Below are 18,478 nucleotides of genomic sequence, written 5' to 3' on the forward strand. Positions count from 1 at the left end.
AAAAGGGGTGCTGCACATTGCGTGCAGCACCCCTTTATACGTTCCGTTTTGCCAGGCGCTCTACGGGTTCCGGGTTGGGGGTGAACTGGGGGTCGAAGTCTGTGTTCAAAAAGGCCAGGGCGTAGGCCACTCCCATGGCGGCACCAGTGGTGAGACCGGTTTCATCCATGTCGAATTCCGGGGTGTGGTGGTTGGCCCCGCAGCCTTTTTCCGGGTTGGCGATGCCGGTGAAGGCCAGGACTCCCGGATATTCCTGGAGGAACAGGGCGAAGGATTCCGAGGCCATCCAGGGCTGGGGATCCTGAAGGGCATCCGGTCCCAGGGCGTCCGCCACCGCCTTCCGGCCCAACTGGGCGCAGGCCGTATTGTTCCGGGCTTCGAACAGGGCTTCGGGCATGTGCAGGATTTCCCCTTCACAGCCGTAAATATCAGCGTTGGCGGCCAGGGCCTTCTTCAGGAAGTCCTCAAAGGGCTTCCCGGCCTTCTGGTAGTTGAAGAACCGGGCGGTGCCTCCGAAGGTCAGGTCTTCCGGGATCACATTGTACTTTTCTCCGCTGTGGACGAACCCCAGGGAGAAGGTGAGGCATTCAAAGGGATCCACCTTCCGCTGGCGGAATTCGTTCAGCTGCTGGTACAGGGCGGCAAAGCAGTCCATAGGATTGTTGGCCAGGTCCGGCCGGGCTCCGTGGCCGAAGGTCCCCTTCAGCCGGATCACAAAGGAACAGCCGCCTCCCATGACCGCCCCGGGGGTGATGGACACTTTCCCTGCCGGCAGGTCCCACCGCACATGGGTGGCGTAGCAGCCGTCGATGGTGAGGCCGGATTCCTTCACAATATAGGGCAGCAGGTTCTGGATGTCTCCGCTTTCTTCTTCTCCCCGTTCAAAGCACAGCACCACTTTCCCGGCAAAGGCTTCCTTGTGGGAAACCAGGATCCGGGCGGCGGTAAGCAGCATGGCCATGTGGCCGTCGTGGCCGCAGGCATGGGACACCCCGGGCACCTGGGAAAGGCAGACTTTGGGACCTTTCAGATTTTCCGGACTTTCGGCAATGGGGAGAGCGTCGGTGTCCGCCCGCATGAGCAGGGTCTTTCCGGGCTTTCCGCTGTCGATGATCCCCAGAAGCCCTCCGTCAGGGACGTTGATGGTGGGAATCCCCAGGTCCTTCAGGTAGGCTTCCAAAAAAGCGATGGTGTTCACTTCCCGGCAGCTGAGCTCCGGGTTTTCATGGAAATGGCGGCGGAGGCGGAGGGTTTCAGGAAATTCCGCCTGGGCCAGGGCAAGGATATTCATAAGCAGATTCCTTTCTACAGCAGATTGTGAAAATGGGATTTTCCTTCAGTATACCACGGATGATTGTCATTTTTTCGTCTTCAGCGTATAATTATAATATTGTATTGAAGTGGATTTCTGTACCCATGAAGATAGAGAAATTGGCGGTAAGGAGGATGAAGTATGGGAGGACATGTAATTGGCCTGATCCACACCGTGACCATGCTGGATGTAATCGACATCCTGGTGGTGGCGTTTTTTCTCAATAAACTGTACCAGATGCTGAAGAACACCCGGGCGGCGTCCCTGGTGAAAGGGCTGTTGATGCTGCTGGCGATCATGCTGATCAGCAAGTGGCTGAATCTGTATGTGATCAACTGGATCCTGGAAAAATTCATGACCGTGGTGATGATCGCCCTGCCGGTGGTGTTCCAGCCGGAACTCCGCCGGGCCCTGGAGCAGATCGGCCGGGGGAAACTGTTCCGCCGGAGCACGGTGCTCAACGAAATGCAGGTGGAGAACATGCTGGAAGCGGTGGCTACCACCGCCGACGACCTGAGCCGGAACAAGATCGGGGCACTTATGGTGTTCGAGCGGGAAACCGGGCTGGATGATTATATCGAAACCGGGATCCCCATTGACGGGCTGATCAGTACGGCCCTGTTCGAGAACATCTTCATCCCCAACACCCCCCTCCATGACGGGGCGGTGATTATTCGGGGAGACCGGATCGCAGCGGCCAGCTGCCTTTTGCCTTTGACGGAAGCCCGGAACCTGAGCCAGGAACTGGGGACCCGGCACCGGGCGGCCATCGGCCTTTCAGAACAGACCGATGCCCTGATCCTGGTGGTCAGCGAAGAAACCGGGACCATTTCCCTGGCCCGGGGGGGCGCCCTCCAGCGGTACCTGACCCACCGGGATGTGAAGGACCTGCTGCGGCCGGTGATGAAGACTCCTATGCTGAACTGGAAGGATACCATCCTGGCCAAACTGGGGAAGAAACATGCCCCGTCCGACGACCAGAAAGGAGGCAGCGCCCATGGTGAAAAATAACCAGACCCCCAACCGGAATTCCTGGCTGGTGCGGATCATGTCCGTGGTCTGTGCCTGCATCCTGTGGGTGTATGTGATGAACGAACAGAACCCCATCACCACCAAGACCTTCCAGGTTCCTTTGACGGCCCAGAACTTGGCGGAAGACATGGTGGTGAAGGACCTGCCGGAAACGGTGAATGTGAAGGTCAGCGGCACCCGGTCCCAGATCGCCGTACTCCGGGAAGGGGACGTCAAGGCCTTCATCGACTTTACCGACGCCCCCAAGGGACGGAACACCTACAACGTCCAGGCCACCACCCGGATGGGGGAAGTGGCGGAAGTGACCCCCAGCCTGCTCCAGCTGGAAACGGACTCCCTGGCGGAAAAGACCATGACCCTGGAACCCCGGATCGTAGGGGTTCCCAACAGCGGGGTCACCGTAAGCCAGATGGATCTGTCTCCCACCCAGGTGATTATCAAAGGGGCCAGTGCCCGGATCTCCCAGGTGGACAAGGTACTGGTGATGGTGGATATCAGCCATCACGACCGGAACTTCTCCACAGATGCCACAGCGGTGGCAGTGGACCGGACCGGACGGGAAATGTATGACGTGAAGGTGGTGCCCGGGAAGATCAAGACCACCGTGACCATTGTGCGCCAGCTGGGGACCAACGACTTCCCGGTGAAGGCCAACATGTCCGGACAGCTGCCGGAAGGGGTCACCTTAAAGAGCGTGAAGATCACTCCGGACAGTGTGCGGCTTACGGCGGAACCCAAGGTGCTGGGAGGCATCCGGGAAATCCTTACCGCCCCCATTGTCCTCAACAATGTGACCAGTGATGTGGAACTGAAGATGCCTCTCCAGATCCCGGATCAGGTGCTGGCGGACCAGCACAGCGTCATTGTGGAAATTACCTTGCAGAAAGGAACGGAAAAGCAGGATGGCAGCAAAGCCGACGGAAATCAGAATCAATAACCTGCGGGTGGGGCTGGACAGCCGCCATTCCCTGGTGCAGATCGTAGGGAAGAAATACCATTTGCCGGAAAAAGCCCTCCGGCAGGTGGAAGTGGTCCGGAAGGCCGTGGATGCCCGGCGGAAAAGCAATATCTGCCTGGTATACCATGTGAAGGCCACAGTGGATGTGCCCACAGGGGTGCTCCAGAAGCTCCTCCGGGATCCCCAGGTGACCCTGTGGGAAGAAAAACCGGAACCTCCGGCGGTGTTCGGCACCGAAAAGCTCCAGGGCCGTCCGGTGGTGATCGGCCTGGGGCCGGCAGGCATTGTGGCAACCCTGGAACTGGCCCGGCACGGGTACGCTCCTTTGGTGGTGGAACGGGGCAGGGACCTGTCCCACCGGGTGAAGGACGTGGAACAGTTCTGGAAGACCGGGAAACTGGACCCGGTGAGCAATGTGCAGTTCGGCGCCGGAGGCGCCGGCACCTTTTCTGACGGGAAGCTGACCACCCGGGTCAACGACCCCATTATGGGCCACCTGCTCCGGACTTTTGTGGAAGCCGGGGCGCCCAAAGAGATCCTGACGGAACAGAAGCCCCACGTGGGCACGGACAAGCTGCGGCTTATGGTCACCGGGCTTATCAGCCGGATCAAAAAGGCCGGGGGCCAGATTCGGTATGAGACCCAGGTGACGGACTTCCGGGTGGATCCGGAACAGGGCCTTACGGCGGTGGAACTGAACGGGAAAGAATGGGTGGACACCAACGGGGTGATCCTGGCCTGCGGCCACAGTGCCCGTGACACCTATGAAACCCTGCTGAAACGGTCCGTGCATCTGGAGGCCAAGGCCTTTGCAGTGGGGGTGCGGATCGAGCACGAACAGGCTCTCATCAACCGGGCCCAGTACGGGAAGTTTGCCAATCATCCCCAGCTGGGGGCGGCGGATTATGCTCTGATCTTCCATGACAAGGAAACGGGCCGGGCGGTGTATTCCTTCTGCATGTGCCCGGGGGGCCAGGTGGTGGCCTCTGCTTCGGAACAGGGGGGACTGGTGGTAAACGGCATGAGCCCCTTCAAACGGGATACGGGACTGGCCAACAGCGCCCTGGTGGTCAGCGTGGACCCGGGGGATTTCCCGGCCGGTCCTTTGGGAGGCATGGAATTCCAGCGGAAGTACGAACACCTGGCCTGGAAGGTGAGCCGGGATTACCGGGCCCCGGCCCAGACCAGCCGGAGCTTCCTGGAACGGACTGCTCCGGACCTGAAGGTGAAGTTCCGTCCCAGCTACCGGCCGGGCCTTGTGCCGGCGGACCTGCGGAAGATTTTGCCGGACTTTGTGACGGAATCCCTGGAACATGGGCTGCGGGATTTTGAACGGAAGCTGCCCGGGTTCAGCACCCAGGGGCTGATGATCGGGGTGGAGACCCGGACTTCGGCTCCGGTGCGGATCCTCCGGGGAGAGGACGGCCAGTCGGTGAACTGCCGGGGGCTGTACCCCACCGGAGAAGGGGCCGGCTACGCCGGCGGCATCATGAGCGCCGCCATGGACGGGTACCATCAGGCCAGAAGGCTGATGGGGAGGTTTGGGGTACCCGTCGGGAGTCAGAAGGCTGAAGGTTGAAACCATTGGAAGGAACCAGGCTTCCGGGTTCCTGTGAAGGGAAACGCAGCTGGCGCTGCTAACCCACCACCAGCCTGACGGCTGGTCCCCCGCCCTTGTAAAGGGCGGATATCCGCTGGGGCCTCGACAGTTATACAGTCCGCTCCCATGTGTATGGTGGATAGCCGCTGGGGGCTCGGGTTCATTGCCTAGGCGGCACCAGAGCATGGCCTGTGTGCCACTATCCGCCCTTTTCAAGGGCGTAAGCAGGGAGCATCCGCTTTAGCGGATAGCGAGGTCGCTTATGCCGCAGCTGGGGACCGTTGCGCCTGCGCAATGGTGGTGGGTTAGCAGCCCTTGGGCTGCGTTTTCGTTCAATGCCAAAAGCCCATGGGGTTTGGCTTCCATGGGCTTTCAAAACTGTGCTATAATAAATTGATTGACAGTAATATACAAGGAGATGCTTTTATGGAAAACATCATCATCACCGGGCACAAGAACCCGGATACGGACTCCATCTGCTCTGCCCTGAGCTACACCTGGATCAAGACCCAGCTGGGGGAAAAGGTCACCGCCTGCCGGGCCGGGAAGGTGAACCCGGAAACCCAGTTTGTGCTGGACCACTGGAAAGTGGCGGCTCCGGAACTGGTGGAAAAGGTGGACGAAGGCCAGAAGATCATCCTGGTGGACCACAATGAAATGAGCCAGGCTGTGGACGGGCTGGACAAGGCCAACCTGCTGGAAATCATCGACCATCACCGTCTGGGGGGCATTGTCACCGCCAATCCCCTGTTCGTCCGGATGCAGCCGGTAGGGTGCACTGCCACCATCCTGTACAATGTGGCTGTGGAAAACGGTCTGACCCTGCCCAAGGAAATCGCCGGGCTGCTGTTCTCCGCCATCAGCTCTGACACCCTGTACTTCAAGTCTCCCACCACCACGGAAAAGGACAAGGAAGCTGCCGGTGCCCTGGCCAAGATCGCGAAAATCGCTGATCCCCAGGCCTATGCCCTGGAAATGCTCCAGGCCGGTTCCGCCATCAACTCCATGAGTGCGGAAGAAATCTGCCATGGGGACATGAAGGAATTCGACTTCCCTCAGGGGAAAGTCACTGTGGCCCAGGTGAACGTGATGAACGGGGAAGCTGCCAAAGCCAAATGGCCGGAACTCCAGAAAGCCCTCCAGGCCATGGTGGACGGAGGAGAAGCGGACACCACCCTGCTGATGGTCACCGACATTATGGATGAAGTCACCGAGCTGCTGTGGGCCGGCAAGAACAAGGACATCCTGGACAAGGCCTTCGGGAAGGCTGAAGCCGACGGCCATTACCACCTGCCCAAGGTACTGTCCCGGAAGAAACAGATCGTACCGCCTCTGACCGACGCGTTTAAGGGGTAAAGAGCGTGAAGGTGCTGCACAAAAAGCGTGCAGCACCTTTTTTGTCAATGGTCAATACCACCTACCACCTACCCACCTACCCATCAATATATCCTATACCGTACCCCGTTTTTTCGTATTTTTCCCTTTATCCCATCTGTGGTATGATACATACAGTACATAGTGCTGTCTTTGTTTGGGAAAGGAGAATATGATATGGCGGATAAAATCAAGATGACCACCCCTCTGGTGGAAATGGACGGGGATGAAATGACCCGGATCCTTTGGAAGATGATCAAGGATATCCTGATCCTTCCTTATGTGGACCTGAAAACGGAATATTACGACCTGGGCATGAAGCACCGGGATGATACAGATGACCAGGTGACTATCGATTCAGCCCTGGCAACGAAAAAGTATGGGGTGGCGGTGAAATGCGCCACCATTACGGCCAATGCGGCCCGGGTGAAGGAATACAACCTGAAGAAAATGTGGGCCAGCCCCAACGGTACCATCCGGGCCATTTTGGACGGGACGGTGTTCCGGAAGCCCATTATGGTGAAGGGCATCCGGCCTCTGATCCCCACCTGGGAAAAGCCCATTACCATTGCCCGGCACGCCTACGGGGACATTTACAAGAACACGGAAATCCGGGTGGAGAGCCCGGCCAAGGCGGAACTGGTGGTTACCGGAGCGGACGGGAAGGTGACCCGCCGGACCATTATGGACTTCCCGGATGCCGGGATCGTCCAGGGAGTCTACAATACGGACAAGTCCATCAGCAATTTTGCCCGGTCCTGCTTCAACTATGCCCTGGAACAGAAGGAAGACCTGTGGTTTGCCACCAAAGACACGGTGTCCAAGATCTATGACCACCGGTTCAAGGATATTTTCCAGGATATCTACGACCGGGAATACAAGGAAAAGTTCGAAGCCGCCGGCATCGAATATTTCTACACCCTCATCGACGACGTGGTGGCCCGGGTGGTCCGGTCCAAAGGGGGCATGATCTGGGCCTGCAAGAACTACGACGGGGACGTGATGAGCGACATGATGGCCACCGCCTTCGGGAGCCTGGCCATGATGACTTCCGTGCTGGTGTCCCCGGACGGCTGCTATGAATACGAAGCGGCCCACGGCACGGTACAGCGCCACTATTACCGGTACCTGAAAGGGGAAAAGACCTCCACCAACCCGGTGGCCACCCTGTTTGCCTGGACCGGGGCCCTGCGGAAACGGGGCCAGCTGGACCAGCTGCCGGACCTGGTGGATTTTGCCGACCGGCTGGAAAAAGCCACCATCCAGACCCTTGAAGAAGGGATCATGACCGGGGATCTGGTAGCTGTATCCACCCTGCCGGATAAAAAGAAGGTCAACAGCGAAGAATTCCTGGAAGCCATCCGGGAGAGGATGTAAGGAAGGGGGTGTTGCACGTTATGTGCAACACCCCCTAGCTGTAGAGCCGCATAGCGGCTCAAGTCTGGAGTCTGAAGTCTGGAGCCGAATGTTAAATTTGCATGCAAATTTTTGAATATGTAGAACCTTAGGTCGAAATGATTTCTCAGCTTGATTTCAATTCTGGTTTTACAGAATCAAAAGGATCCGTCCAGCTAGACGGATCCTCTCCTGAGGCTTCCGACTTCGGACTCCTGACTTCAGACTAAAGGGGCTGTTGCGCATGCAACGGCCCCTTTTTCAATAGGCCCTTTTCCCGTACACCGGGTGTTCTGTGGGCTTCAGGGTCAGGCGCTTGGCCAGTTCCACGGCCTCTTCCAGGTGCAGGTCGGTTTTGTTCCCGTGCTCTTCGAAGATGCACATGGGGTTGTCGGCGCCGATTTCGCTGCCGGGCATATACAGGTACTGGTCGTTGTCCCGGTCGCCCAGGATGATGCCGGCACGGAGTTCTTCGGACATAATGACGGACATGATGATGTCCTCCTTTCAGGATAATCAAGGGAAGCGGGAAGGGGGGACCGGGCGGTGCATAAAGGCGGGCCGCCCGGCGTGGGGCCCCTACGGGTGTCGTTTCTCATTCTAACAGCCCTGCCATTCCCTGACAAGGGATTCTTTGGTATAATGGTGGGGTAGATTTGCAGGAAAGGGATGTGAGAGTATGAACAGACCTATTGCCAGTATCGATGTGGGACGGGCGGCTTTGCGGATGGCGCTGACGGCCACCCGGGAAGAAGAGGACCGGCTGAAGGAGCGGCTCCGGGAACAGGGGTTCCGGGCGGCGGCTGTAGATTTTGGAGGAGAGTTCCTGCCTTCCATCAAGAAAATCGTGGAACGGGCGGTGGTGGCCTCGGAACGGCAGAACATCGTCACCGACACCCATGTGGGAGCAGGCACGGTGGCCGGGGCAGCCCATGAAGCCCTGGAACAGATGATGGACAAGGCCATCGGCTTCAATGTAGGGGGCAAGATCGGAGTGGCCCGGTACGGGGAGCACCTTTGTGTGGCGGTGTACATGAGTGTGGGGGTCCTGAACCTGAATGAACTGGGCGTGGGGCTGGCTCACCGGAGCCTGGCAGGCATCGATTGAAAAAAGCCTGGGAAAGTGAAAAAAAGTTGTTGACATTTTTCGCTTTCCTATGCTAGAATAAGTGAGTCGTCGGATGGCGGCAAGGTAATATGGTGGATATGGTGAAGCGGTTAACACACCGGATTGTGGCTCCGGCACGCGTGGGTTCGATCCCCACTATCCACCCCACCTTTTTTTTTACCTTTTTGGGGCATAGCCAAGTCGGTAAGGCACGGGACTTTGACTCCCGCATGCGTTGGTTCGAGTCCAGCTGCCCCAGCCAAGTGATTCACTAGCTCAGTTGGTAGAGCACCTGACTTTTAATCAGGGTGTCCCGGGTTCGAGTCCCGGGTGGATCACCATTTTTTTATACCCAAATGCGGCTGTGGCGGAATTGGCAGACGCGCCAGATTTAGGATCTGGTGTCCAAGACGTGCAGGTTCAAGCCCTGTCAGCCGCACCAATATCATAAAAAAAGAAAGACTGTTGCGTTGGCAACAGCCTTTTTTTTTATTCCAGCGATTCAAAATAGGAGAATCTCCATCCCTTCAGGGTCTTTACATAGGGGAAAATGGTCTTTCTGGTTTCCACTATGTTGGTTTTGCCGTGGGCCGGGTCTTCCATCATGGGAGTGGATACTTCCAGGTTGATCCGGGTGGGGGATTCCCGCACGATGTTGATGGTGGAGGTCCCTTTCCGCAGGTCCCGGGCTTTGGCACTGGGAGCCACGTACAGTTTTCCGTCGAATTCCCGGTACATCCGGCTGTCACTGATGATGAAACCGGCCAGGGCTTCAGTGAAGCATTGGTTGACCTTGGCCTTTAGGGCCATCATGTTGGGGTAGTTCTTGTCAGCCACTGTGTAGTAGATCATGTACCCGGTGTCTTTTTCCCCTTTGCCGTCAGTTTTCAGGGGATGATGTTCGAACCATTCATAGACGGTGTTGGCTTCCTGGAAGGCCTGGATCACTTCCTGATCCGTAGGGGCTTCCGGGGAGGCAAAAGCGGTGAAGATTCCGCTGACCACCAGGATGGCAGTGAGGAACAAAGAACGCAGTATTTTCATGGAATGCACTCTCCTTCTGTTTGGTCCTTTTATTGTATCATAGTTTGGCAGGATGTGGTATCATCTTCCCTGTGGGGGACAATCGGTCAACGGTCAGCGGCGGTCGGAAGCCGGCGAGGCTGGCTTTGAACAACGACGGACGATGAGCGATGAACGATCCACGATAAACGATGAACGAAACCAAGGAGTGTGCGTAACGTGAAATATCAGGCGGTGGTGTTTGATCTGGACGGGACCCTGCTGGATACCCTGACGGATTTGTGGAACAGCGTGAACGAGGCCTGCCGGGAATACGGCTGTGCCCCCAGGACCAGGCTCCAGGTGCGCCGGGCCCTGGGAAACGGCCTGGAGAACCTGCTGCGGAAATCCCTGCCCCAGGAGGACGAGAACAAATTCCAGCGGGTGTTCCAGGATTTCCGGGCCTATTACCTGAAGCACTGCAATGAGGCCACCCGGCCCTATGATGGGATCCCGGAACTGCTGAAAGACCTCCAGGCCCTGGGGGTGAAGCTGGCCATTGTGTCCAACAAGGCCCATCCGGCGGTGCTGTCTCTCCGGGACCGGTATTTCCCGGAAACCATGAAAGTGGCCATGGGAGAAAGCCAGGGAGTCCGCCGGAAGCCGGCTCCGGATACGGTGGTCCGGGCCCTGGAGGAACTGGGGATCCCCAAAGACCAGGCGGTGTATGTGGGGGATTCAGAAGTGGACAAAATGACGGCGGACAATGTGGGGATGGACTGCTTCCTGGTGACCTGGGGGTTCCGGGACCGGGACGAACTGGCGGCCCTCCGGCCCACTGCCCTCATCGACCGACCGGAACAAATCCTGGAGAAAATAAAGGGATAGGGAAAACACTGGACAATATAGGGTTCAGGCGGTATAATACAGATAAAAGAGCAACCCTCCGATGTGCGAGTCGAATTCCATATGTTTTGAGCCAACACTCTCTATAAGGGAGCCCGTGAACTCCGGCCGTTGATGATATGCCCTTTCGAGGGGACATCAGATATGACAGGGAGGGCACCCACCTGCTTAGGCAGGTTCAAAACTCGGAATTGGTACGGCATTGTAGGGCTCTTTCTTTTTTTATACCAAAATAAAGGAGCCGTGAACGCGGATGCTCATCCAGATTTTCCTGGTGGTCCTGCTGGACCGGATCACCAAATTTTTCATTACCCATACCATGACCGTCGGCATGAGCTTCCCGGTGATTCCCGGGGTGGTGAGCTGCACCTATGTGCTGAACCCGGGGGCGGCTTTTGGCCTGCTGGAATACCAGCGGGTTTTCTTTGTGGTGATCACCCTTCTGGCGGCAGGCGCCGTCTTCTATTTCCGGGACCACATCCACCGGGAGGGACCCAAGGCCCGGCTGGGGACGGGACTGTTCCTGGGAGGCGCCCTGGGGAACCTGATCGACCGGATCGCCACCGGGTATGTGATCGATTTTGTGGACTTTCATTTCTGGCCGGTGTTCAACGTGGCCGATATCTTTATCTGTGTGGGAGTGGGGCTGATCGTATGGAGTATGCTGGAGAACGAAACCGGGAAAACCCGGCAACCGGAACCCAAGGACAAACCGGGGACGGGAGCCGTCTGATCGTAACGGAACCGGCGGGGCCGGAAGAAAAGGGCCTCCGAACCGACGTGTTCCTGGCCGCCCGGCTGGACTGCACCCGGTCCGCCGTCCAGCATGACATCCAGGAAGGCCGGGTGACCCGGCAGGGGAAACCGGCCAAGGCCAATACCAAAGTGAAAGAAGGGGACGTGTTCCAGGTGCTGGTGCCCCCGCCGGTGGATCTGGCGGCCAAACCGGAGAACATCCCCCTGGACATCCTCTACGAAGATGAGGATGTAATCGTGGTGAACAAGCCCCGGGGGATGGTGGTCCACCCGGCGGCGGGGAACCCGGACGGGACGCTGGTGAACGCCCTGCTGTACCACTGCAGGGACCTTTCCGGGATCAACGGGGTGATCCGGCCGGGGATCGTCCACCGGCTGGACAAGGACACCAGCGGGGTGATGATCTGCGCCAAGAACGATTTGGCCCACCAGTCCCTGGCGGAGCAGATCCAGAAAAAGGAAGCCAAACGGACCTACTTGGCCATTGTCCGGGGGAACGTGAAAGAGGACCATGGGCATATCGAGACCCAGCTGGACCGGGATCCCCGGGACCGGAAGAAGATGGCGGTGGTGCCCTCAGGGGGCCGCTGGGCGGCTACTGATTATGAGGTGCTGGAGCGGTACGGGAAATTCACCGTGGTCCGCTGCCGGCTCCTGACCGGGCGGACCCATCAGATCCGGGTCCACATGACCTATATCGGCCACCCTCTGGTGGGGGATCCCAAATACGCCCCCCAGAAGACCTGCTTTTCCATCAGCGGACAGGCCCTCCATTCGGAGCAGCTGACCTTCCGCCATCCCCGGAACGGAGAGTGGATGACCTTCACTGCCCCGGTGCCGGCTGATATGCAGACCATCCTGACCCGTCTCCGGAACGGGCAGTTCCATTGACAAGGAGGAAGTAACATGAGCGTTTCTGTGAAGAAAAAAACCATTATGGATGCCGATGCCATGCGCCGGGCCCTGGTCCGGATCTCCCATGAGATCGTGGAACGGAACAAAGGGGTGGACAATGTGGCCCTGGTGGGGATCCGTACCCGGGGGGTGCCTCTGGCCAACCGGCTGGGGCAGGAAATCGAAGCCATCGAGGGCGTGAAGCTGCCGGTGGGCTCCCTGGACATCACCCTGTACCGGGACGATCTGTCCACCCTGGGGTACAACCCGGTGATCAGTGAAACGGACATCGATTTCGACCTGAACGGAAAGACGGTGATCCTGGTGGACGATGTGCTGTTCACCGGCCGGACCATCCGCAGCGCCCTGGACGCCCTGATCGACATGGGCCGGCCCAAGGCCATCCAGCTGGCGGTGATGGTGGACCGGGGCCACAAGGAACTGCCCATCCGGGCGGACTATGTGGGGAAGAACGTGCCCACCAGCAACAGTGAGACCGTGGATGTGTCCCTGACGGAAATCGACGGCAGCGACGAAGTGGCCCTGTCCGACATCCAGGGATAAGAAGGGACTGCCGTGCGTTTAAAAAGTTTCTCAGCCCATGGGTTCAAATCCTTTGCAGACAAAGTAAATATCGAATTCGAGCCGGGGATCACCGCCATTGTGGGCCCCAACGGCAGCGGCAAAAGCAATATCTCCGACGCCATCCGGTGGGTCATGGGGGAACAGAGCGTAAAGTACCTCCGGGGCACCAAAATGGAGGACGTGATCTTCGCCGGCAGCAGCGGCCGCCGTCCCATGGGCATGGCGGAAGTGGACCTGGTGTTCGACAACACGGACCACACCCTGCCGGTGGATTTCGACGAGGTGAGCCTCCAGCGCCGGGTGTTCCGGAGCGGGGACAGCGAATATTCCATCAACGGGAAGAACTGCCGGCTGAAGGACGTGGTGTCCCTTCTGGCGGATACCGGGCTGGGACGGGGGTCCCTGTCCATCATCGGTCAGAACAAGATCGACGAGATCCTCAACAGCCGTCCGGAAGACCGGCGGGCCATTTTCGAGGAAGCGGCGGGGATCGCCAAGTACCGGATCCGGAAGAAGGAAGCCCTCCGGAAACTGGACGACACGGCGGCCAACCTGCTGCGGATCCACGATATCCAGAGCGAGATCGAAAACCAGCTGGTGCCCCTGGAAGCAGCAGCGGAAAAAGCCCGGCAGTATGAAGCCATCAGCGCCCGGCTCCGGCAGGTGAAGGTGACCCGGCTGCTGGGCCAGCTGGCTTCTCTGGAAAAAGAAAAGGCCCGGCTCACGGAAAAACTCACCCTGCTGGAAACCCATCTGAAGGAACTGGCGGAACTGTCCGGGGCCCTGGGCAAACAGCAGGAAGCCCTGGAACAGCGGCTCCAGGAACGGGAAAACGCCTACAGCGCCTACCAGGAACAGATCCTGGCCCGGGAAAAGGAAGCCGCCGGGTACCGGAGCCAGAAGGCGGTCCAGGAGGAACGGATCCAGCAGAGCCGGAACCGGATGGACCAATTGGCCAAAAACCGGTCCGCCCTGGAAGAGGAACTGGCCCGGAACCAGGAGAACCTGGACCTGGTGACGGAGGAATACGACCGGCTGGAAGAAACCCAGTACCGGGCCAAAAAGCGCCTGGAAAGCGCCGCCGCTGAAAAGGAGACCCTGACGGAAACCGTCCGCCAGGGGGAAGAAAAACTGAAGGCCTGGCAGGAACAGGCCTTTGACAGCATGCGGACCCTGGTGATGACCCGGAACAAACTGGCAGGGGTCCGCCAGGAACAGGACCGGATCCACCGGCAGCAGGAAAGCCTGAAGGAAAAGGTCCGGGAGGCGGAAGAGGCTCTCCAGGAAGTGACCGCCGCCCTCCAGGGGGAAAAGGACAGCCTGGAAACCCTGGAAGACCGGAAACAGCAGCTGGAAGAAACCGCCCGGCAGCTGAACGGGGCCCTGGAACAGAGCATCCGGGCCTACCGGGAACAGGAAGGGGCCCTGGAACAGAACCGGCGGACCCTGAACCAGAAAAAGGCACGGCTCCAGGTGCTGGCCGCCATGGAGCGGGAGCATGAAGGGTTCAGCAAAGGGGTCCGGACGGTGCTGGAGGCCCGGGCACCCTTCCGGGAAAGAATCTGCGGTGTGGTGGCGGAGCTGTTCACTGTGGAGGATGCCTATGTGACGGCCCTGGAAACCGCCCTGGGAGGTGCCCTCCAGAACATCATCACCCAGGATGCCCCCACGGCCCAGGCAGCCATTGCCCATCTGAAAAAGGTCCAGGGGGGACGGGCCACCTTCCTGCCTCTGGATACCCTCCGGCCCCGGGCCCTGGGCGCCCGGGAAAAAGCGGCCCTGGGATGTCCGGGGATCATCGGCATCGCCGGGGATCTGGTCCGGTGCGATCCTGCCCTCCAGCCGGCGGTCCGGTTCCTGCTGGGACAGGTGCTGGTGGCGGACAATCTGGACCATGCCCTGGCAGCGGCCCGGAAGGCGGATATGCGGGTGCGGATCGTGACCCTGGAAGGGGACGTGGTCTACGCCGGAGGCTCCCTCAGCGGGGGCCAGAAACAGCAGGGGAAAAGCTTCCTGTCCCGGAAGCAGGAGATCCGCCGTCTTACGGAAGAAACAGTCCAGCTGGAAACCGCCGGGAAGGAGTTCCAACAGGCTCTGGACGGCCTGGCGGACAAGGGACGCCGGGTAAAGGAGAAGCGCCAGGAGGCCCTGGATGCCCTCCAGAAAATCGCAGTGGAAAAGGCCGGGGCGTCCGCCCGGGTCCAGCAGGAAGAAACCCAGAAAAAACGCCAGCAGGAGAACCTGGAACTGCTCCTGGCGGAAAAACGCCAGGGGGCGGAGGCTTTTCTGGAACTCCAGCAGCAGGTGAAGGAACTGGCACCCCAGGTGGAACAACTGGAAAATGCCGATGTGGAAGGGAAAAAAGCGGCCCAGGCCCTCAGCGACGGGCTGGTGGAACAGCGGACGAAACTGGAAGGGGCCGCCCGCCGGCACCAGGATGCCCTGATTGCCGTAAATGCCGGGGAAAGCCAGCTCCAGGCCCTGAACGACCGGATCCAGTCCATGGACCGGATGGGCCAGAAAACCCAGGAAGAGATCACCCGGGGAGAAGAGGAATCCCGGCAGCTGGAACAGACCATCGGCAGCTGTGAAAAGGCCCTGGATAAACTGGGCGGGCAGATTTCCGCCCTGGAACAGGAACTGGCCGGCAGCGACGGGGCCCGGCAGAAATTCCTGGAAGAACGGGAAGCCCTGCTGCAGAAACGCCAGGAGCTGACCCAGCAGGGGGTGATCTTCCAGGGCCAGGAGGCCAGCCTCCGCCAGAAGATCCACAACAGCGAAATGGACCAGGTAAAGAAGGCGGCAGAAGGGGAACACTGCCGGCAGCAGCTCCAGGAAGCCTACGGGCTCACGGAGGAAACCGCCCGGCAGGAAGCCCTTCCCGATGACCTGCCCGAAGGGGAACTGAAGGAACGGGAAGCCCGGGCGGCCCGGGAACTGGCGGACCTGGGACCGGTGAACCAGGCGGCCCAGGAGGAATACCGGGCGGCCAAAGACCGGTACGACTTTTTGAAGAAGCAGTATGAGGACATGGTCCAGGCCCGGGACCGGCTGGAAACGGTGATCAGCGGCATCAACAGCGACATGACCCGCCGGTTCCGGGAGGCCTTCGCCAAGATCAACGGGTATTTCGCCGACTGTTACGAGAAGCTGTTCGGCGGGGGACGGGCCCGGCTGCGAATCCTGGATGAGAAGAATCTCCTGGAATCGGGCATCGACATCGAGGCCCAGCCACCAGGAAAAAAGATGCGGAACCTGTCCCTGTTTTCCGGGGGAGAACGGGCGCTCACCGTGATCGCCCTGCTCTTTGCCCTGTTGACCTACCAGCCGGCGCCGTTTGTAATTTTGGACGAAATCGACGCCCCTCTGGATGAAACCAACATCGACCGTTTTGCCCAATTCCTGAAAGCATACGGACAGAAGACCCAGTTCATCGTGATCACCCACCGGAAGGGGACCATGGAAGCCGCGGACGTGCTCCACGGTGTCACCATGGAAGAATCCGGGGTGTCCCGGGTGCTGTCTGTGAAATTATCGGAGGTAGCCGAATCATGAGTTTTATGGAACAATTGAAAGACGGGCTCAGCAAGACCCGGAAAAACTTCACCGAACGGATGGAGGACCTGGTGGGGGCCAGTGTGGACCTGGACGAGGACTTCATGGATGAGATGGAGATGATCCTGGTGGCCGGGGACGTGGGGATCAAGACCACGGAAAAGATCATGGCCGCCCTTCGGAAGGCCGCTGCCACCCGGCAGATCAAATCCCCGGCAGAGGCCCTGCCCTTCCTGAAAAACTACATTGCGGACCTGCTGAAGACCAACGGGCCCCGGATGCGGTTCAAAGGCCATCCCTCCATTGTGCTGGTGGTGGGGGTGAACGGGGTGGGGAAGACCACCACCATCGGCAAGCTCAGCAACTATTACCGGCTGATGGGCTACAAGGTGATGATGTGCGCTGCGGACACCTTCCGGGCCGGGGCTACGGAACAGCTCCAGATCTGGGGGAAGAAGGCCCAGGTGGACGTGATCGCCCACGGGGACGGTGCGGACCCGGCGGCAGTGGTGTACGACGGGGTCCAGGCAGCCATTGCCCGGAAGGCGGATGTGCTGTTCGTGGATACCGCCGGACGGCTCCACAACAAAACCAATCTCATGAAGGAGCTGGACAAGATCTACCGGGTGATTCGGAAAGAGATCCCCGACGGGCCTCATGAGACCTTGCTGGTGCTGGACGCCACCACCGGCCAGAACGCCATCAGCCAGGCCAAAATCTTCCTGGAAACCGCCCATGTGACCGGAGTGGTGCTTACCAAGCTGGACGGCACCGCCAAAGGGGGCGTGGTGATCGCCATCAAGGAAGAACTGGGGCTGGATGTAAAGTGGATCGGCGTGGGAGAAGGGATGATGGATTTCCGCCCCTTCGATCCCCAGCAGTTTGTGGAAGCCTTGTTTGAGACAAAAAAAGAGGACTGACGAAAGTCAGTCCTCTTTTTTTGTGTCCGGTCCGAAGAATTCTACTATGGTATGGGCGGCGAAATCGCTGGTCTTGGGATCCGAGAAGGTGTGGTTGGCATTTTCCACCGGGATGAAGGTAATTACGTTGTTTTCTGCAAATTCCCGGGAATCCTCGATGGGGGCCAGCTTGTCCTTGGTCCCGTGGAGAATCAGCATGTCATCGGCCCAGTCAAAGTACTCGTACTTCCGCACATCGGATTTTTCCAGGTCTTCCACGAACTGTTTGTCCATTTTCATTTTCCGTTCGTAGCCTACCTGGACTTCCTTGCCTTTTTCCAGCTTTTCCATTTCTTCCGGGCTCAGGTAGTTCTTCACCAGCTGGGCCATGTGGATCCCCGGGCACCGGAGGGCCACCTTTTTAAAGGGATTCCCCACTTCCGCCATGTATTTCAAGGTCAGGTAGGCCCCGAAGCTGGTGGAGTAGTTGTACAGGGTGGTGGCGTGGAGTTCTTTATGGGCATAGTCCACCACCAGGGTCAGGTAGGTCATGAATTCTTCCAGGACCAACTTCTTCCGGGCATCCGCCCCATGGCAGGGCCAGTCGAACACCAGGGCCCCGTACCCCTTGTACTTGGTAATCAGCTGCTGGGCGAACTTGGCGGCGGAATGGTTCTCCTTGTTGCCCCCGAACCCGTGGGTGCAGATGGCCAGGTTGGGGATGTTCCGGAAGTCCTTCTGGTAGAACAGCTTGCACCGGACGCTCAGGCCGTTTTCATTGATATCGATGTATTTTTCCATTGACAGGCATCCTTTCCTATTGGTCACGGGTATTAGTATAGAACAGATGGGGGACGGGGGCAAGGGGGAGGGGCTGTTGGTTGGCAGCAGCCCCGGTCAGATGACAGTCACTAGTCTCTGGTCTCTAGCGGCAGGAGGGAACCCGCCGGGCGGGCTCCTGGGAACGTATAAAAAGCGGAGGCCGGGACGGGCGGGCCTGCGGCTCGCCCCTACGGCGTTGCTGTCGGATGTTGAGTACAACGGTCACAGGAACGGATTTTTTGACAACCCCGTTTCTCTGATTTTCTGTTGCATCTCTGAC

General features: G+C 59.0%; 16 protein-coding genes, 4 tRNA genes and 1 other RNA gene. 17 read left to right on the top strand and 4 right to left on the bottom strand.

Annotated elements, in window-relative coordinates; genetic code table 11:
- Nucleotides 1-34 precede the first annotated feature (34 nt).
- On the bottom strand, nucleotides 35-1,291 hold the full coding sequence (locus ACZOF8_RS03305; protein WP_022487734.1) for a M20 metallopeptidase family protein: 1,257 nt from the start codon (nucleotides 1,289-1,291) through the stop codon (nucleotides 35-37).
- A 162-nt stretch (nucleotides 1,292-1,453) separates the two neighbouring features.
- Here ACZOF8_RS03305 and cdaA point away from each other — a divergent pair, with 162 nt between their 5' ends.
- From cdaA to ACZOF8_RS03330, 5 genes are all read left to right on the top strand, one after another.
- Nucleotides 1,454-2,323, top strand: coding sequence for a diadenylate cyclase CdaA (gene cdaA, locus ACZOF8_RS03310; protein WP_487426555.1), 870 nt, complete (start codon nucleotides 1,454-1,456; stop codon nucleotides 2,321-2,323).
- Nucleotides 2,310-3,281, top strand: coding sequence for a CdaR family protein (locus ACZOF8_RS03315; RefSeq protein WP_154487400.1), 972 nt, complete (start codon nucleotides 2,310-2,312; stop codon nucleotides 3,279-3,281). The genes cdaA and ACZOF8_RS03315 overlap by 14 nt, the downstream gene beginning before the upstream one ends.
- The gene (locus tag ACZOF8_RS03320; RefSeq protein WP_487426556.1) at nucleotides 3,247-4,881 is read left to right on the top strand and encodes an NAD(P)/FAD-dependent oxidoreductase; all 1,635 of its coding nucleotides are present in this window, start codon (nucleotides 3,247-3,249) and stop codon (nucleotides 4,879-4,881) included. Before ACZOF8_RS03315 ends, ACZOF8_RS03320 begins: the two co-directional genes overlap by 35 nt.
- A gap of 447 nt (nucleotides 4,882-5,328) precedes the next feature.
- Nucleotides 5,329-6,258, top strand: coding sequence for a manganese-dependent inorganic pyrophosphatase (locus ACZOF8_RS03325; RefSeq protein WP_308664271.1), 930 nt, complete (start codon nucleotides 5,329-5,331; stop codon nucleotides 6,256-6,258).
- Between the two features lie 195 nt (nucleotides 6,259-6,453).
- Nucleotides 6,454-7,653: an NADP-dependent isocitrate dehydrogenase gene (locus ACZOF8_RS03330; RefSeq protein ID WP_487426557.1), complete on the top strand. Its 1,200-nt coding sequence runs from the start codon at nucleotides 6,454-6,456 to the stop codon at nucleotides 7,651-7,653.
- A 279-nt stretch (nucleotides 7,654-7,932) separates the two neighbouring features.
- Here the strand turns inward: ACZOF8_RS03330 and ACZOF8_RS03335 are convergent, their stop codons facing one another.
- Nucleotides 7,933-8,163 carry a hypothetical protein gene (locus tag ACZOF8_RS03335; protein ID WP_022487728.1) on the bottom strand — a complete coding sequence of 77 codons (231 nt, stop codon included), beginning with the start codon at nucleotides 8,161-8,163 and terminating at the stop codon, nucleotides 7,933-7,935.
- Between the two features lie 187 nt (nucleotides 8,164-8,350).
- On the opposite strand from ACZOF8_RS03335, the gene ACZOF8_RS03340 reads away from it, so the two are divergent.
- The 5 genes from ACZOF8_RS03340 (at nucleotide 8,351) to ACZOF8_RS03360 (ending at nucleotide 9,221) form a co-directional block, all read left to right on the top strand.
- Nucleotides 8,351-8,779 carry a HutP family protein gene (locus tag ACZOF8_RS03340; protein WP_022487727.1) on the top strand — a complete coding sequence of 143 codons (429 nt, stop codon included), beginning with the start codon at nucleotides 8,351-8,353 and terminating at the stop codon, nucleotides 8,777-8,779.
- Between the two features lie 92 nt (nucleotides 8,780-8,871).
- Nucleotides 8,872-8,947 (top strand) — tRNA-His (locus ACZOF8_RS03345).
- 18 nt (nucleotides 8,948-8,965) lie between these two features.
- Nucleotides 8,966-9,041 (top strand) — tRNA-Gln (locus ACZOF8_RS03350).
- A gap of 3 nt (nucleotides 9,042-9,044) precedes the next feature.
- A tRNA-Lys gene (locus ACZOF8_RS03355) sits at nucleotides 9,045-9,120 on the top strand.
- Nucleotides 9,121-9,137: 17 nt separating this feature from the next.
- A tRNA-Leu gene (locus ACZOF8_RS03360) sits at nucleotides 9,138-9,221 on the top strand.
- 47 nt (nucleotides 9,222-9,268) lie between these two features.
- Here ACZOF8_RS03360 and ACZOF8_RS03365 read toward each other — a convergent pair.
- A complete protein-coding gene (locus ACZOF8_RS03365) occupies nucleotides 9,269-9,823 on the bottom strand; it encodes a hypothetical protein (protein ID WP_308664269.1) in 555 nt (184 codons plus the stop codon).
- Between the two features lie 198 nt (nucleotides 9,824-10,021).
- On the opposite strand from ACZOF8_RS03365, the gene ACZOF8_RS03370 reads away from it, so the two are divergent.
- The 7 genes from ACZOF8_RS03370 (at nucleotide 10,022) to ftsY (ending at nucleotide 17,397) form a co-directional block, all read left to right on the top strand.
- Nucleotides 10,022-10,669, top strand: a complete 648-nt coding sequence (locus ACZOF8_RS03370; RefSeq protein ID WP_441369124.1) for an HAD family hydrolase — start codon at nucleotides 10,022-10,024, stop codon at nucleotides 10,667-10,669.
- A gap of 50 nt (nucleotides 10,670-10,719) precedes the next feature.
- Nucleotides 10,720-10,902: non-coding RNA, 6S RNA (ssrS, locus tag ACZOF8_RS03375), on the top strand.
- 38 nt (nucleotides 10,903-10,940) lie between these two features.
- Entirely contained in the window at nucleotides 10,941-11,420 is a 480-nt protein-coding gene (gene lspA, locus ACZOF8_RS03380; protein ID WP_022487724.1) for a signal peptidase II, read from the top strand.
- A complete protein-coding gene (locus tag ACZOF8_RS03385; protein ID WP_229778386.1) occupies nucleotides 11,342-12,334 on the top strand; it encodes an RluA family pseudouridine synthase in 993 nt (330 codons plus the stop codon). Before lspA ends, ACZOF8_RS03385 begins: the two co-directional genes overlap by 79 nt.
- 15 nt (nucleotides 12,335-12,349) lie before the next feature.
- Complete coding sequence (gene pyrR / locus ACZOF8_RS03390) at nucleotides 12,350-12,901, top strand: bifunctional pyr operon transcriptional regulator/uracil phosphoribosyltransferase PyrR (RefSeq protein ID WP_022487722.1); 552 nt, start codon at nucleotides 12,350-12,352, stop codon at nucleotides 12,899-12,901.
- Between the two features lie 12 nt (nucleotides 12,902-12,913).
- Entirely contained in the window at nucleotides 12,914-16,477 is a 3,564-nt protein-coding gene (gene smc / locus ACZOF8_RS03395; protein ID WP_487426558.1) for a chromosome segregation protein SMC, read from the top strand.
- Nucleotides 16,474-17,397, top strand: a complete 924-nt coding sequence (ftsY, locus tag ACZOF8_RS03400) for a signal recognition particle-docking protein FtsY (RefSeq protein ID WP_022487720.1) — start codon at nucleotides 16,474-16,476, stop codon at nucleotides 17,395-17,397. The genes smc and ftsY overlap by 4 nt, the downstream gene beginning before the upstream one ends.
- A 6-nt stretch (nucleotides 17,398-17,403) precedes the next feature.
- Here ftsY and ACZOF8_RS03405 read toward each other — a convergent pair whose 3' ends face one another.
- Entirely contained in the window at nucleotides 17,404-18,177 is a 774-nt protein-coding gene (locus ACZOF8_RS03405) for an alpha/beta hydrolase family protein (protein ID WP_154487392.1), read from the bottom strand.
- Nucleotides 18,178-18,478: the final 301 nt, after the last annotated feature.

Source organism: Acidaminococcus sp. (assembly GCF_057597765.1).

Bases quoted from the DNA above. Each gene is read 5' to 3' on its own strand.
- lspA (WP_022487724.1), top strand. From the start codon at position 10,941: ATGCTCATCCAGATTTTCCTGGTGGTCCTGCTGGACCGGATCACCAAA.
- ACZOF8_RS03305 (WP_022487734.1), bottom strand. From the start codon at position 1,291: ATGAATATCCTTGCCCTGGCCCAGGCGGAATTTCCTGAAACCCTCCGC.
- ftsY (WP_022487720.1), top strand. From the start codon at position 16,474: ATGAGTTTTATGGAACAATTGAAAGACGGGCTCAGCAAGACCCGGAAA.
- cdaA (WP_487426555.1), top strand. From the start codon at position 1,454: ATGGGAGGACATGTAATTGGCCTGATCCACACCGTGACCATGCTGGAT.
- ACZOF8_RS03320 (WP_487426556.1), top strand. From the start codon at position 3,247: ATGGCAGCAAAGCCGACGGAAATCAGAATCAATAACCTGCGGGTGGGG.
- ACZOF8_RS03330 (WP_487426557.1), top strand. From the start codon at position 6,454: ATGGCGGATAAAATCAAGATGACCACCCCTCTGGTGGAAATGGACGGG.
- ACZOF8_RS03335 (WP_022487728.1), bottom strand. From the start codon at position 8,163: ATGTCCGTCATTATGTCCGAAGAACTCCGTGCCGGCATCATCCTGGGC.
- ACZOF8_RS03385 (WP_229778386.1), top strand. From the start codon at position 11,342: ATGGAGTATGCTGGAGAACGAAACCGGGAAAACCCGGCAACCGGAACC.
- ACZOF8_RS03365 (WP_308664269.1), bottom strand. From the start codon at position 9,823: ATGAAAATACTGCGTTCTTTGTTCCTCACTGCCATCCTGGTGGTCAGC.
- ACZOF8_RS03340 (WP_022487727.1), top strand. From the start codon at position 8,351: ATGAACAGACCTATTGCCAGTATCGATGTGGGACGGGCGGCTTTGCGG.
- ACZOF8_RS03325 (WP_308664271.1), top strand. From the start codon at position 5,329: ATGGAAAACATCATCATCACCGGGCACAAGAACCCGGATACGGACTCC.
- ACZOF8_RS03405 (WP_154487392.1), bottom strand. From the start codon at position 18,177: ATGGAAAAATACATCGATATCAATGAAAACGGCCTGAGCGTCCGGTGC.
- pyrR (WP_022487722.1), top strand. From the start codon at position 12,350: ATGAGCGTTTCTGTGAAGAAAAAAACCATTATGGATGCCGATGCCATG.
- ACZOF8_RS03315 (WP_154487400.1), top strand. From the start codon at position 2,310: ATGGTGAAAAATAACCAGACCCCCAACCGGAATTCCTGGCTGGTGCGG.